The 14995-nt window shown below is 48.3% G+C and carries 9 protein-coding genes; 6 read left to right on the forward strand and 3 right to left on the reverse strand.

All coding sequences use genetic code 11. The features are described from left to right. Nucleotides 1–31 precede the first annotated feature (31 nt). The 5 genes from ACEW9O_RS02355 to ACEW9O_RS02375 all read left to right on the forward strand — a co-directional run bounded on the left by ACEW9O_RS02355 (nucleotide 32) and on the right by ACEW9O_RS02375 (nucleotide 9788). Complete coding sequence (locus ACEW9O_RS02355) at nucleotides 32–3208, forward strand: M4 family metallopeptidase (RefSeq protein ID WP_373548513.1); 3177 nt, start codon at nucleotides 32–34, stop codon at nucleotides 3206–3208. A gap of 424 nt (nucleotides 3209–3632) precedes the next feature. Next, on the forward strand, nucleotides 3633–4238 hold the full coding sequence (locus ACEW9O_RS02360) for a hypothetical protein (protein ID WP_373548514.1): 606 nt from the start codon (nucleotides 3633–3635) through the stop codon (nucleotides 4236–4238). 204 nt (nucleotides 4239–4442) lie between these two features. Continuing rightward, nucleotides 4443–4973, forward strand: a complete 531-nt coding sequence (locus tag ACEW9O_RS02365; protein WP_373548515.1) for a hypothetical protein — start codon at nucleotides 4443–4445, stop codon at nucleotides 4971–4973. A gap of 566 nt (nucleotides 4974–5539) precedes the next feature. Continuing rightward, nucleotides 5540–7054 carry a hypothetical protein gene (locus ACEW9O_RS02370; RefSeq protein WP_373548516.1) on the forward strand — a complete coding sequence of 505 codons (1515 nt, stop codon included), beginning with the start codon at nucleotides 5540–5542 and terminating at the stop codon, nucleotides 7052–7054. Nucleotides 7055–7355: 301 nt separating this feature from the next. Next, nucleotides 7356–9788, forward strand: a complete 2433-nt coding sequence (locus ACEW9O_RS02375) for a glycoside hydrolase N-terminal domain-containing protein (protein WP_373548517.1) — start codon at nucleotides 7356–7358, stop codon at nucleotides 9786–9788. Nucleotides 9789–9977: 189 nt separating this feature from the next. On the opposite strand, the gene ACEW9O_RS02380 is transcribed toward ACEW9O_RS02375, so the two are convergent. The 3 genes from ACEW9O_RS02380 to ACEW9O_RS02390 all read right to left on the reverse strand — a co-directional run bounded on the left by ACEW9O_RS02380 (nucleotide 9978) and on the right by ACEW9O_RS02390 (nucleotide 13725). Further along, complete coding sequence (locus ACEW9O_RS02380; RefSeq protein ID WP_373548518.1) at nucleotides 9978–10856, reverse strand: dienelactone hydrolase family protein; 879 nt, start codon at nucleotides 10854–10856, stop codon at nucleotides 9978–9980. Between the two features lie 132 nt (nucleotides 10857–10988). Next, nucleotides 10989–12203 (reverse strand): T9SS type A sorting domain-containing protein, encoded by a 1215-nt coding sequence (locus ACEW9O_RS02385; RefSeq protein ID WP_373548519.1) that lies wholly within the window; start codon nucleotides 12201–12203, stop codon nucleotides 10989–10991. A gap of 61 nt (nucleotides 12204–12264) precedes the next feature. Beyond that, complete coding sequence (locus ACEW9O_RS02390; protein WP_373548520.1) at nucleotides 12265–13725, reverse strand: trypsin-like peptidase domain-containing protein; 1461 nt, start codon at nucleotides 13723–13725, stop codon at nucleotides 12265–12267. Between the two features lie 237 nt (nucleotides 13726–13962). On the opposite strand from ACEW9O_RS02390, the gene dapF reads away from it, so the two are divergent. Then, entirely contained in the window at nucleotides 13963–14760 is a 798-nt protein-coding gene (dapF, locus tag ACEW9O_RS02395) for a diaminopimelate epimerase (protein ID WP_373548521.1), read from the forward strand. Nucleotides 14761–14995 lie beyond the last annotated feature (235 nt).

Below are 14995 nucleotides of genomic sequence, written 5' to 3' on the forward strand. Positions count from 1 at the left end.
CCCTAACTTCCCCTTTCCAAAATCAAACACGATGAGAATAATCCTGACTCTTTTATGCGTTGTACTGTTTTTGCAAGTGCATGCACAGTACAAGCCGATTCCCCAGCGCAGCACTACGGCTGGTACGAAGGAACAAAATACTCACTTACCGATTAAGGCGCTGCCTCGTTTTTCCCAAAACAGCAGTACACCTGATCCAAGCAACATCAGCTACAACAATTTACCAAAACCCAAGCTGAGCCTCCGCAAGCCCATTCCCGGCCCGCTGATGGTACGGGATGAAAAAAGTGGCCTGCCCATTTTTATCGAAGGTGAAGTAGAAGGTTTGCCCGAATTGCGCGATGCCCCCAACAGTCAAAGGGCCATTCAATACCTCGATCACTTCAGCAAAGACCTACGTATTGTTGCTCCCGGGAAAGAATTTGTGCTGGTCAGTCAATCCACCGATGAGCAACAACAAAATCACCTGCGCTTCCGGCAGCAGTACCAGGGTATTGAGGTGTACGGTGCTGAGGTCATTTTGCACGAGAAGGAGGGAAAAATTCTCCTCTTCAATGGCCGCTACTTCCCTACCCCAGCGCTGCGCTCGGTAAAACCTGGGTTGGATTCGCCCCAAGCCATCCAGGCAGCCTTGGCCGATGTGCAAAAAAAGGAAACCTTGCGCTCCCTTTCCACCGCTGAGGTAAGCATGGTGGGTGAACAAATCGCCAAAAAACAATTGGTCATTTTTCACACTGGCCCCGAGCTAGATGTGCCTAAACTGTGCTGGTACCTGGAGATTGCCCCCAATCTACATGCCCGCTGGGCCTATTTTATCGATGCTGAAAGTGGGGCGGTGTTAAAAAGTCATTCGCTCTTGTGCAAGATGAAGCACCAAAGTGCCAAAAAAACTGACACTCCAGCCCATTTTCATACCCATGAGAGCATTGAGGAAGTCCAAAACAGCAGCAACCTTGCGCTTTTGGATGGCAAAGCTACCGCCAAAGCCAGAGACCTGGCGGGTGTGGAGCGCACCATCAATACTTACCTGATTGGCAATACCTATTTTATGTTGGATGCCAGCAAGGACATGTACAATCCTACAACTTCCGACCTGCCACAAGATCCTAGAGGAGGCATCGTAACCTTAGATATACGCAACACACTTAAGGCGGATGGCAGTTTTAATGCCTATTTTTTTACCAGCGGTACCAATAGCTGGACCGCCCCCAACGCTGTCAGCGCCCACTACAATGCCAGTGTGGTCTACGATTATTTCCGCAATACCTTTGGGCGCCAATCCATCAATGGAACCAAAAGTACCATTCGTTCTTATGTCAATATGCCCGATGAAGACGGTTCTTCGCTGGAAAATGCCTTTTGGAATGGCGATGCCATGTTTTATGGCAACGGTGGCTCCACAATTCGCAGTTTGGCCCGAGCCTTGGATGTAGCGGGGCACGAAATCACCCACGGCATCATTCAACATACCGCCAACCTGGAATACGAAAATGAACCCGGTGCGCTCAATGAATCCTTTGCCGATATTTTTGGGGCCATGATTGACCGCGATGATTGGAAAATGGGCGAAGACGTGGTATTGCCCTCCGCTTTCCCCACGGGTGCCTTGCGCGATTTGTCGAATCCACACAACGGTGGAACCAGTTTGAACGACGAAGGCTGGCAACCTGCCTCCTACTCCGAGCGCTACACTGGTTCGGAAGACAATGGAGGGGTACACATCAACAGTGGCATTGTCAATCGTGCCTTTTTCCTGTTTGCCACCCAGGTTGGCAAAGAAATGGCCGAACAAGTGTATTATTCTGCATTGAGCAACTACATCACCCGCTCCTCCCGTTTTGTGGATGCGCGCCTGGCCGTTGTGCGCGCCGCCCGGGAAAAAGGCGGTGAAACCGTGGCCAAAGCAGCCGAATCGGCTTTTGAAACCGTTGGCATCCGGGTAGGAGTACCGACTGCCCCTCCTGTGGATTTGAGTTTCAACCCGGGCACCCAGTTTGTCTTGGGCGTAAAAGCTGACTACAGTGGCCTCGGCATTTTTGATGTCAATAAAAGTACCATTTTGGAATTACCCATCGCCAATGGGGTACTGCGCAAACCAACAGTGGCTGACGATGGTAGCCTGATCATTTACATCAATGGCCGCAAACAGCTCAAATACCTGGAGCTCGACTGGGCCAAGGCTACGTATGATACGGGTACACTCAACAACAACCGGATTTGGGAAAATGTGGCCCTGTCCAAAGATGGTCTGCGCCTGGCGGCTCTGGTGACTGACCGGGAGGGTGAAATTGGCATCATCGATTTGACTAGAACCGGCAGCAATACCCGCTATTTTGAACTGTACAATCCTTCCTACACGGAGGGTGTAACCACGGGGGATGTTGTAGGTGGGGACGCCCTGGAATGGGACCTCAGCAGTGAAACCGTAGTATACGATGCCAATAATGAAGTGCCTCTGAGTGGTTTTGGAACTTACAACTACTGGGACGTGGGCCTGCTGAATGCCTGGAACAAAAAAACCAACACCTTTGGCGATGGGAAAATTGAAAAAATCTTCACTGGCCTAGAGGATGGGGAAAACATCGGTAATCCCAGTTTTTCCAAAAACACACCTTATATATTGTCTTTCGATTACTTCGTGGACAACAATGGGAATGGTGAGCTGGATGATTCGGATGACTATGAAGTACTGACCACCAATTTGGAAACGGGCGACATTGGTACCGTGTTTGAAAACAGCACCCTTGGTTTCCCCAATTATGCGACCAAAGATGACTTTATCATTTTTGATGCCCAAAACAACGCTGGCGACGATGTGATTGCCATTGCGCCCCTCAAAACTGATAAACTCACCCCTAATGCCGATCCCAGCATTTTTAAAGCGGGCTATGTATTAGGTGTCTGGTTTGCCAATGGCCAACGGATTTTGAGCAGCAATCGGGATGAAGCCTGGCCTGAAGCCAACATCAAAGTGTATCCCAACCCATTTGGGGACCAAACGTTGGTAGAGTTGGAACTGAACGACAACCAAACGTTGCGCATGGAAGTGTATGACCTCTTTGGTCGCACGATTCGGCAATATCAGTGGCAAGTAGGTGCAGGAAAAACGCAGCAACGTTTGGACTTGGCCGATTTACCCACCGGAAATTACCTGCTACGCATCAGTGCAGGTCAAAAAAACACCACTCGGAAGTTGGTCAAGTGGTAGAAAGTAACATAGAAAAGAAAAAAGGTGAAAGTATGGCCTGGCCTACTTTCACCTTTTTTATCCTAGAAATTTTTAGTTATGCAACCTTACAACGTCCCCAACAAGGTGTTTTATTGCAAAAACCGGCATTTTCCTAACTTCTTTTCATTTTTAAACTAAGCCAAAAAAAATTTTTGTCGCTTCTGGCCCTTTTACCTGAATTTTTATAGCTGAAATGAGCGAAACGGAAAATTATATTCTAAAATACCGCCAATATTAACCATAAAAGATAGGCACATCAATAGTTGGGGTAATATAGCATCAAAACAGATCAATTTTGGCGTAGCGCAGCCACCCAATGTGGCGTAATTTTGTCATTGTAAACACCCAAGCACAACTTTTCGATTTTAACCCAAACTTTTTAGTAAACACAAAAACTGTTGTTATGAAGGACATTTTAAAAACTACCGCCCGTCTTGTACTGCTTTCGGTTATGTTCGTATTGCCATTAGCTATGCAAGCCAAAGACGACAATCCTTTTATCTCCATCAATTCAATTGGAAGCGAGAAAAAAGTAAGTCTGGTACTGAAGAACCTTAAAGGATCAACCACTATCCGTTTGGAAAGTGCACTGGAAGGGGTTCTGTTGGAAGAAGAAATCACCAACGCTGAATATGCACGGGTTTTGAACCTGAACGAATTGTCTGATGGCAAATACAAACTGGTAGTAAGCACAGGTCTTCGTGAAACCGAACAACCTATCTCGATCACCAGAACTGGCCTGAGTCTGAACATCAACGACCGGAAGCTGTTTTTCGCTCCCGTGGTTAGAACGACCGGACAATTGCTGGATGTGAGCCTCTTGAACAACCAACTGACTACCTTGAAACTCAGAATTGAGGATGCTGAAGGGCTACTGGTTTACGAAGATGAGGTACGCGACGTAGTAAAGGTGGAAAAACGTTACAACTTGAGCAAATTGCCTGCTGGTGAGTACACCATTGTACTGAACGTTGGCGACAAGGCTTATGTCAAAACAATTCGCAAATAATTCATATTGCGTTAATACATAGGTTCTATTTTTGGGGCATCAGATCTGAAAATTTTTTCCCCAGAATCTATGTAAAGAACTTGCGATCTGATGTAGGTTAAGGAAGCTGCAATCTTCGGGTTGTGGCTTTACTTTTTTTTAGGGCCATTCTATTACAGCTAAAGTCTATTTTTTACCTTTGCCGGCTAACCAACCGATAGTCCTATGATCAAAAAGTTTGCATTCAGTCTGCTCTTGTTGGCCGCAGTGAGCGCCTGTAAAAACGACAAAAACGTAAAAGAAGCAGCACAGGAAGAAGTGATTACAGAAATTCCAACATCTACCGCCGCTCCGAAAGAAGAAACCTACCAAGAAGCGGCACAAATGCAGGAGCTTTATGGCACTTACGTTACAGCCAATTATCCAGATAAAGGCATTTGGAAACAGATCAGCATCAAATACGCAGGTCCTGATCGGGTAAAAGTTGACATTACGGGTAATCCCCTGGATGATGGCCGTCCTTCTTGTGCGATGAGTGACATTGGGGTTTTCCGCAATGGCCGCATCGAAATTCCGATTGAAAAAAAGGAAGACATGGCTGATGCCGACCGCACCCTGATGCTGCTGCAATTGACCGATAAAGACAATATCGCCCTGCGTTCAAAAGGTACCCGCGATCAATATTGGATTGTGTTGTCGCTGTTCTGCAATGTGAATACTACGCTGGCGGACAATTACAAAAGAATCGCGGACTAAGTTTAATCTGCTGATTTTAATCTGCTCATACCAAAGGCTGCTGCGCAAAATGTACAGCAGCCTTTGGTGTTTTATAACGCGAAGCTTTGCCTTAAAATCTAAATATCAATAACTTACAATCTTACCCGCTAACTTTTTCTCCAATTCTGCGCTGGAACATCAAGCCTTCTTTTGGTACTGCACACCACTCCCGGCCCCTCTATCTTTGAACCATGATTTTTAATAAAAGAGGATCATTGTTAACCAAGGGTGATTAGCAAGACCGGGAGAGGGAAATCAGAGTGCCCCTCTCCCCTGCTTTATCAAGCGACTCATTTATTTGAAAATCCAGCGATTAGAAAGGTTGTGTAAATAATAGTTTTATGTAAGGCAAGTACAGGCTCATCTTTGATGGGCTTTTTTTTTGACTCGCTATTGCTTCTTTCAAAAAAAACCAGAATATTTGGAACATCAATTGCTTTCCTTTATTACAATTTCCAACTGCAACCTTTTATTAAACAATTTCCATTTGCACTCAACCTGTTTGCAAACAGGCATTTCTCCGTTCGTTCAACAATGAGGGTATTATGGAAATCATTCAGGATTTGGTTGATCTGGTCAGCCGCAACAAACTCAAATCCATTGAATTGCTAGGGCAAGCCGAGCAAGGCCGCGTTTCAATGGTCAACAGCCTTTATGTAAAAATTGCTTCGCGGGAGTTCAGCACCGATGAAGAAGCGGCCCAGTACTACTTTAGTGCTGCCCCTAGCGATCACGCCTACCGCAAACTCAAAAACCAGCTCAAAAACCGCCTGGTCAACGCGATTTTTTTCATCGACGTCAAACAAGCGGGTTATTCCGACTGGGATCGGGCTTACATCAGTTGTTGTAAGGAATGGGCCGCCGTAAAAATTCTGCTCAATCGGGGAGCGAGCAAGGTAGCCGTTGATTTGGCGCTCAAAATTTTCAAACGCGCTCAATACTACCAATTTTCCGAATTGCTGGTCAACATCAGCAAAATCCTGCGCCTGTATTATTCTACTCGCCAGCCCGATGCCCGCAAACTGAAATATTACGACGAATTGCACGGCCAATACGTCCAGCTCTGGCAAAGTGAAAACCTGGCCGAAGACCTGTACATCCGCTTGGTGTACAGTCATTTATTTGATCAAAATGCATCAACTGAAGCCTCTCCAGCACGGGCCTATTACGAGCAATTGGCCCCTTTGCAGGAGCAGCACCGTTCTTACCATTTTTTGCGCCACGTGTATTTGCTCAAAGTAGCCGCATTGATGGGCGAAGTCAATTACGAAGAGGCGGCGCAAGCTTGCGATGAGGCTTTGGCCGCATTGAAGGCGATTGAATTTGTGCCCAAAGCGGCTTTTTTGACTTTTTTGTACCAAAAACTGGTTTGTTTCATTCAGCTCAAAGATTACCCTGCCGGACGGGAAGTAGTGGAAAAAGCACTGGATCTGGAAAAAGAGGGAGCTTACAATTGGTTCAAAAACCGCGAGTTGTGCCTGATCCTGGCCTTACACACCCACAATTATACGGAGGCATATCAGGTTTGGCAATACGCCACCAATCATCCCCTGTTCACGGCCCTAGGCAAACGGGCCATGGAAAAATGGAAAATTTATGAAGCCTGGTTGGAGTACCTGCTGTTCATTGGCAAACTCAATTCCAACGCAACGGAAACGTCTCGCAAATTTCGACTCAACAAGTTTCTCAACGAAGTTCCCATTTTTTCCAAAGACAAACGGGGCATGAACATCCCCATTTTGATTATCCAAATTCTATTCCTCATTGCTCAAAAACGCCACGACGCCGTGATCAGCCGTATGGAAGCCATCGAGCGGTATTGCAGCCGCTACCTGAAACAGGATGAAAATTACCGCTGTAATGTGTTCATTCGGCTGTTGTTGCAAATTCCCAAAGCGCATTTTCATCCACAAACGGTGTTGCCACGGGCGGAGCGCTATTTGAAATTGTTGGAGCAATATCCGTTGCAGATGAACCCGCAAGGGTACGAGGTGGAGGTGATTCCGTTTGAAGAGTTGTGGGGCATGGTGTGGGGGAGTTTGGGGAAAAGACGGGGGTAGGGTTAGGTGGTAGAAACTAGCATAGCGGCTTCGAGTACCCACTCGCTCTATTTCATTGAGCCCCTAAGAGGTACAAAGGGCATCCTCGACTTCACAAAGATCTCAAAAGAATATCTCCTAACGCCAAAACTCCTTAGCTTTGAGAACCATCATTTGAGTGTACGACAAAATCGGGGCAACGCACCGTAGAGACGCACGGCCGTGCGTCTCTACAATTCGGCATCACCCGTCATGTTTTACGTTGCCCCGATTTTGTCATGCACTCCCATCATTTGAAGGCCCTTCAAAACCAAAAAACACCATGCGTCACAAGCTGATCCACCTTCTGCTCCTGTTATGCGCTACGCCCAGCATAGCCCAAAACCCCGATCAATTCAACCCCGCCACCACCCTGTACTACACCGCCCCGGCCCAAAAATGGGAAGAAGCCCTGCCCATCGGCAATGGCCGCATTGGAGCGATGGTTTTTGGCAAAAACGGCGAAGAGCGCATCCAGCTCAACGAAGAAACCTATTGGACGGGTGGCCCCTACTCCACCGTAGTGAAGAACGGCGCGGCCGTTTTACCCGAAATCCAGCAACTCGTTTTTGCGGGCAAAATGCTCAAGGCGCACAACCTCTTTGGCCGTCGCCTGATGGGCTACCCGGTGGAGCAACAGAAATACCAGAGTCTGGCCAATTTGCACCTCTTTTTTCCTGAAAACGGAGCCATGAGCGAGTACAAACGTTGGTTGGATTTACAAACGGGCATCAGCGGCGTTTCCTACCGGATTGGAGAGGTGACTTACCGCCGCGAAGCCTTTGTTTCGGCCCCCGATCAGGTGATGGTGTTGCGCATTACGGCCAGCGACCAAAAGATCAGCTTCAAAGCCAACCTGCGCGGCGTGCGCAACCCCGCCCATTCCAATTACGGCACCGATTATTTCACGATGGATCCTAATGGCCAGGATGGCCTGCTGCTCAAAGGCCGATCCTCCGATTACCTCGGGATTGATGGACAAATCCGCTTCGAAGCCCAACTCAAAGTCGTAGCCGAAGGTGGCACCGTACGCACCGACGATGCCGACCTCTGGGTAGAAAATGCCCAGTCGGTTACCCTCTACTTTAGCGCCGCCACCAATTTTGTCAATTACCACGACGTCAGCGCCGACCCACATGCCAAGGTAGAAGCGGTGTGGAAAAACCTGCAAGGCAAAACTTACGCCCAAATCCAGGCCGCCGCCCTCAAAGACCACCAGCAATACTTCCAAAGAAGCAACCTGCAACTGGAAAACACCCAGCAATCCTTTTTGCCCACCAACGAGCGCATGGTCAGCATTCAAACGGCACCCGATCCCAGTCTGGCCGCCCTCTGCTATCATTTTGGGCGCTACCTCCTGATCGCCTCCTCCCGCCCGGGCACCCAACCCGCTAACCTACAAGGCATCTGGAACAACGACATGAATCCCGCCTGGGACTCCAAATACACCACCAACATCAACACCGAAATGAACTACTGGCCCGTCGAAACGGGCAACCTCAGCGAGTGTGTCATGCCGCTCGTCCAAATGGTCAAAGAACTGGTGGATCAAGGCACGCAGGTAGCCCGCGAACACTACGGCTGCCGAGGCTGGGTTTTTCACCAAAACACTGACCTCTGGCGCGTCGCTGCTCCGATGGACGGCCCCACTTGGGGTACTTTCACCACGGGCGGTGCCTGGCTCTGTACCCACTTGTGGGAGCATTACCTGTTCACCCAGGATCGGGAGTATTTGCGGGAGGTGTATCCACTGCTACAAGGTTCGGTGCAGTTTTTTATGGATTTTTTGGTGGAAACGCCGGATCATAAGTGGCTGGTGACCAACCCTTCAACCTCGCCTGAAAACTTTCCGGCCAGCCCCGGCAATCAACCTTATTACGATGAAGTAACGGGGATGATCTTACCTGGCACCACCATTTGTTATGGCTCTTCGATCGACATGCAAATTTTGGCTGACCTGTTTGGGTACTACACGGAAGCAGCCGCAGTTTTACAAGTAGATGCCGAATTTGCCGCCCAAGTCGCCGCTGCCCGCAAACGCCTCCCGCCACCTCAAATTGGCAAAGATGGGGCTTTGCAGGAATGGACTGAAGACTGGGGGCAATTGGAAAAAGCCCACCGCCATTATTCTCATTTGTACGGGCTTTACCCCGGCAAAGTGATTTCGAGCTGGCGTACTCCGCAGTTGGTAGAACCTGTCAAAAAAGTGCTGGAGCAACGTGGCGACGAAGCTTCCGGTTGGTCGCGGGCCTGGAAAATGTGCCTTTGGGCCAGGTTGTACGATGGCAATCGTTTGGAAAAAATCTTCAAGGGATACCTGAAAGACCAGGCTTACCCACAGCTTTTTGCCAAATGTTACACCCCCATGCAGGTGGACGGGTCTTTTGGCGTTGCTGCTGGCGTGGTGGAGGCCCTGGTGCAATCCCACGAAGGGCGGATTCACCTCCTGCCCGCCTTGCCTACGGCCTGGGCGAGTGGGCGGATGGAAGGGGTATGCGCCCGTGGCGGTTTCCAATTGGATTTTAGCTGGCAGAATGGGAAGGTACAGGAATTGCAGGTTTTGTCGAAAGCGGGTCTGGAGTGTCGGCTGCTGCCGGGTGGAGGTGCTTTTCAGGTGACTCAAAATGGGAAAAAAATCAAGAGTAAGGCACTAGAAGATGGGGCTTTGAGTTTCCTTACTGAAAAAGGAAAGACTTATGTGGTAAAGCCAATGTGATATTTATAGAGCTAAGATGATTGTTTTGAAAACCAAAGCGACACATATTTATCACAAAGGGGAAAAAAGAGGACACGAAGGACACAAAGTTAGACGTTGACGATGCGTCGCTTTGTGTCCTTTGTGCCCTCTTTTTTTCCCTTTGTGATAAAAAAATGCCGCTTGGTAATGTTCTTACTCTTTGAGTTCTTACACCCCAAATTTCTGCTTCAAATACCCAATAGCCATCCCATAGGCCTCTTTCGACAGCGTCTCATCGTATTTGGGATTACTTGGATTGGAGAAGCCATGTACGCCAGGGAAAATTTTGTAAGTCAAATTTTTACCCGCCGTTTTCATATTGGCAGCAAAGTCTTCGATGACTTTTTTGGAGATGTATTCTTCGGTTGCAAAAAGGCCCAACACATCGGTGTTCAAGGTTTTGAGTTTTTCTACATCCTGCACGGGCATGCCGTAGTACATCACGGAACCAACCGTTTGTTTGCCTCCCAGGATAGCCGACTTCAAGGACCAGCCGCCACCAAAGCACCAGCCTACATTGGCTACTTTGGCTTTTTTGCCCGCCATCATCATGGCACCTTTAACGATGCTTTCCAGGCGAGCTTCCTGCACGCCGCGCATGAAAGCACCAGCCTCTTTAGGATCGGCAGTAACTTTACCATCGTACATGTCCAGCGCAATCACATTGACTGAGCCACCCAAGTCGGTGTAAAAAATGTCCGATTGGCGCTTGATGTAATCGTTCAAGCCCCACCATTCCTGGTACACAAACAACCACTTGTTCGACTTCTTTTTGGCTTTGATGATGTAACCAGTGGCGGTTTGTCCATCGGGTGTTTTGAAGCTGACGTTGCTGCCCATTTCGGCATAATCCAGTGGCAGTGGTGCCGGGTGCAGTGCCACAAATTTAGGGTCATCAACAAAAGCGGCCATTCCGTCGCCAGTGCTGTGGCACATCGGCATTGGGGCCTCCATTGGATGAAGCAAGGCTACCCGGCGCTGCATGGGTTGAAACACCGTCAGCAAACTCATGATAACCGAGAGGGAGGAGAGGATGAAGTAGTTCATAATATTTTTTTAGTGAAAAGTTAATAGTGAAAAGTGAAAAGTAATACAGCATTTGCGTTCCACCATATACCTGTTTCGCGAAACACTAAATTTAGGCTATGGTTCATCTTACTTTGCGCTATTCACTTTTCACTATTCACTTTTCACTAACAAAAAACTTCCACTGCTGCGAATCAAAGAACGTTGATCCAACAAGTGGTAAAAATAAGTGCCATTGTTCAGGGTTGGCTTGAGTTGGATGCGCTGTTTGACCTGGCCACTTGGCGCACTGATGCGCTCCAAACCGACCATTTGCCCTTGCGTGTTGTAAATCAGGACGTCCCAATCGGCGGCTTCGGTTTTGTCAAATTCCAGGTAGAATTCGCCGAGGCTGGGATTGGGGTACAATTTGGTTTGCACCGATAGTTCTTTTACATCTGGCAAATCCGTCACCAGGCCACGCACCGGATTGATGCTACGGGTAACCCGAGCCAAGGTGTCATTGCGCACGGCGGCACTCAGGATAGCAGTGGCAAAACGGGCGCCGTAAAAGCTATAGGTAGTACTTCTGCGTAAGGCATTTTGCTCTAAGTCCAGTGCAGTGAGCAACAAGCCCGGGGCGGGTGTTCCGGAGAGGTAAAAACTATCTCGGGATAATTCAGCCGTTTCGACCAAAAGCACCGCAAAATCCAGGGCACTGCCACCTTTGGGGTTGCGCATGCGCAAGGTGCCCCAGCCAATGGTAGAGTCGCGTTTGAATTCGTTGGTGACCACTTGTCCAGGCGCACGGTTCAAGCCCACTAGCGCAACCGTCAATTGGAAATTGATCACGTTGCGGTAACTCCAGGTATGTTTGCTCGTAGCCGTGAGCGGGAATTTGTAGTAATAAAGTGGGTTGCTGGTGTAATTGTCCACTTTAGGGAACAACACGACAGAATCGGTAGGAAAACCCGTAAAACTTTGCAAAGGGAATCGCCCTCCCGCAAAAAGGGTACCCTGAATGGAGTACCCATCATCGCCGTAACGCTCAAACTGATAATTGTCGGTAACCCGAAAAGGACCAAAGCTATATGTCGCGATGTAGGCACCAGTGGAATTGGGAAAATCAAATGGGGCCAACTGTGGACCGAATACTGAGGTCACAAAACGTGCGGGGGACACGGTAGAATCCTGAAGGTTGGAATAATCCCAAAACTGGTTGTTCCCACCTTGCGGCAATTGGAATCCCACGCGCTGCATCCCCTGGGTGAGGATGGTATCGACCCGATTGCTCGAAACCGTAAAATCGTTGCGCGTCAAGGAAATTTGGGCTTGGATGCTGCTCAGCAAACAAGTGAAACAAAGGCTTAAGTAAAGTTTTTGGGTCATGTTGGATGGTATTAGACCATATGAGCACCATGTACCCATATGGTCTCTTAAGTGTGATGGATTATTTTGCGTGAAAAACATAAAAATAGGGTTCATCTACGTTTTCGTACACCCCTTTCAATTTCACTTCTTTTCCTGCCTTTTGTAGTGCGTTCACCAAATCAATTTCGGTCGAAACGCTAATGCCATTGACTTCGGTGATGATAAAATTGGGCTTGAGGTTGGTGCGATCAATGGTACTGCCCCGCAATACGCTGGTTACTTTTATGCCATTTTCCAATTTTGAAATTTTGCGCTCACGAGCATTCAAAGGGCGGACTTCCATGCCGAGTTTTTGCAAATACTTCAAATCATCTCCCTTCACGATACTGGTGCGGTTGCTGCGGTTTTTGAGGGTTACTTTTGCCACGGCTTTTTTGCCATTGCGGACGTATTCCACTTTGAGCACATTGCCTGGAGAGTAACGGCCTACTTGCTCCTGTAATTCGGGCATGGTGGCGGTTTTTACCCCATTTACCCGCAAGATGACGTCGTCTCTGCGCAAGCCAGCATCAGCGGCACCACTACCCGGCGTTACGCCCGTAATGTGTACCCCTTCGACGTTGTTGAGTCCCAGGTCCTTGGCCAGTTCGCTGTTGACGTCTTCAATTCGGATGCCAATGAGCCCCCGTTGTACAATGCCGTAATTTTTTAAGTCACCGATGACCTTGCGTACCAGGTTAGCAGGTACGGCAAAAGAGTAGCCTTCGTATTGGCCGGATTGGGTCAAAATGGCAGTATTGATGCCAATGAGTTCCCCTTCTGTATTGACCAAAGCGCCCCCGCTGTTGCCGGGATTAACGGCAGCATCGGTTTGAATAAACGATTCGATTTTATCCTGGGCATCCAGCACATCAATGCTACGGCCTTTTGCACTTACGATGCCCGCGGTCACTGTAGATTCCAGGTCAAAAGGGTTGCCTACGGCCAGAACCCACTCCCCTACTTGCACCGAATCGGAATTGCCAAAGCTCAAAAATGGTAGGTTGTCCGCTTCTACTTTAATCAGCGCCAAATCAGTGGAAGGGTCGCTGCCAATCAAAGTAGCTTTCAGTTCCCGATGGTTGCTGAACGAAACGCTGATTTTATCCCCATCGGCCACCACGTGGTGGTTGGTTACGATATAGCCGTCTTTGGAAATGATCACCCCCGAACCAGAAGCACCCCTTTGCGGCTGACGCTCGCGACCAAAGAGATCGTCAAAAGAAAGGCCACGATCACCGGAACTGATGCTTTGAATATTGACCACTCCTGGCGTGGCAATGCCTGCGGCTTTGGTGAATTCGGTCGGTGCTGCCGAGAGTGCTCTGGCGGAACCACCTGTGGTAATGCCATCTCTGGCTACACTGCGCGATTGGTACAATGCATCACCAGGCTCGCGGACAATGACTTCACGGGGTTTTTCCAATAAGCGATAAATGGCCACAGCCAACAAGGCGCTACACAGTGAAGCAAGTACAGTCGGAAGATATTTTTTCAACATGTGGTGATTTTATAAGGGGCGATAAAAAAATAAGTGTTTATTTTGCCACAGGATTAGATAATTAAACGGTTCATTTTAAGTTTTTTAGCTAATCCTGTGGCCTAAAAAAAATGAACACTTATTTTTGCCCCACTATTAAGGTGGCTATACTTCGCAAAATCTAACATTTTAGCAACTTTTGCAACTTTTACAAAACATAGTACCTTATAAAGGAACGAGAAAAAATAAATGTGCAACATGCAAGGCATTCCATTTCACAAATACCAGGGAGCTGGAAATGATTTCATTATGATCGACCAGCGCGATCAGCAGTGGATCGCCAGGAAAGACCAGGCTTTGGTAGAACAACTTTGTAATCGTCGTTTTGGCATTGGCGCCGATGGGTTGATTTTGTTGCAAAACCATCCTGACTACGATTTTGAGATGATTTATTTCAATGCCGATGGCCGGGAAGGCAGCATGTGTGGCAATGGGGGGCGCTGTACAGTGGCTTTTGCGCACCAATTGGGTGCCATCGAGAACAACTGCCAGTTCCTGGCGGTAGATGGTCCCCATCATGCGCTCATCAAAAATCCTGAATGGGTGGAACTAAAAATGATCGATGTGACACATGTAGAAGAGGGCAGTGATTTTTACTTCCTCAATACCGGGTCACCTCATTATATCGCTTTTGTCGAGGAGGTGGGCAACATTGATGTGGTGCAAGCGGGTCGGGCGATTCGCTACAACGAACGTTTTCGGGCGGAAGGCACCAATGTCAATTTTACCCAAATCACTGACCAGGGCCTCAGTATTGCTACGTATGAGCGAGGTGTAGAGGACGAAACCCTGGCGTGTGGCACAGGGGTAACGGCTGCTGCGCTGGCTTTCCACTTGAAAAAAGGTGGAGCGCTGGGGTCGAGTGAAGTGCCCATCAAAGTGAAAGGGGGCGAAATGGCGATCCGTTTTACGGCGACCAAGCAGGGTTTTACGGATGTGTGGTTGTGTGGCCCGGCGAAGCTGGTTTTTGAAGGCGAAGTATCGACTGGCCCTTAGGTGTGTCTTTGGTGTCTAAGGTTTCTTAGGTGGTGAAAGAGCCCTTGCTGCGCAAGGTTTTTCTTTTTTTTCACCACCTAAGAAACCTAAGACACCAAAGACACACCTAAGAAATTATTTATTGTTAGAAAACAAGATTAGCCCCAAACCCTTTCCTCTTTGTACCCGTCTTATTTTGTCAAACTAAAGACCTTTGCGGCATTGGTATGCATGGCAGAATATTCTATATTTGCAG

The sequence above is a fragment of the Haliscomenobacter sp. genome, from assembly GCF_041740695.1.
In the GTDB taxonomy this organism is placed as follows: domain Bacteria; phylum Bacteroidota; class Bacteroidia; order Chitinophagales; family Saprospiraceae; genus Haliscomenobacter.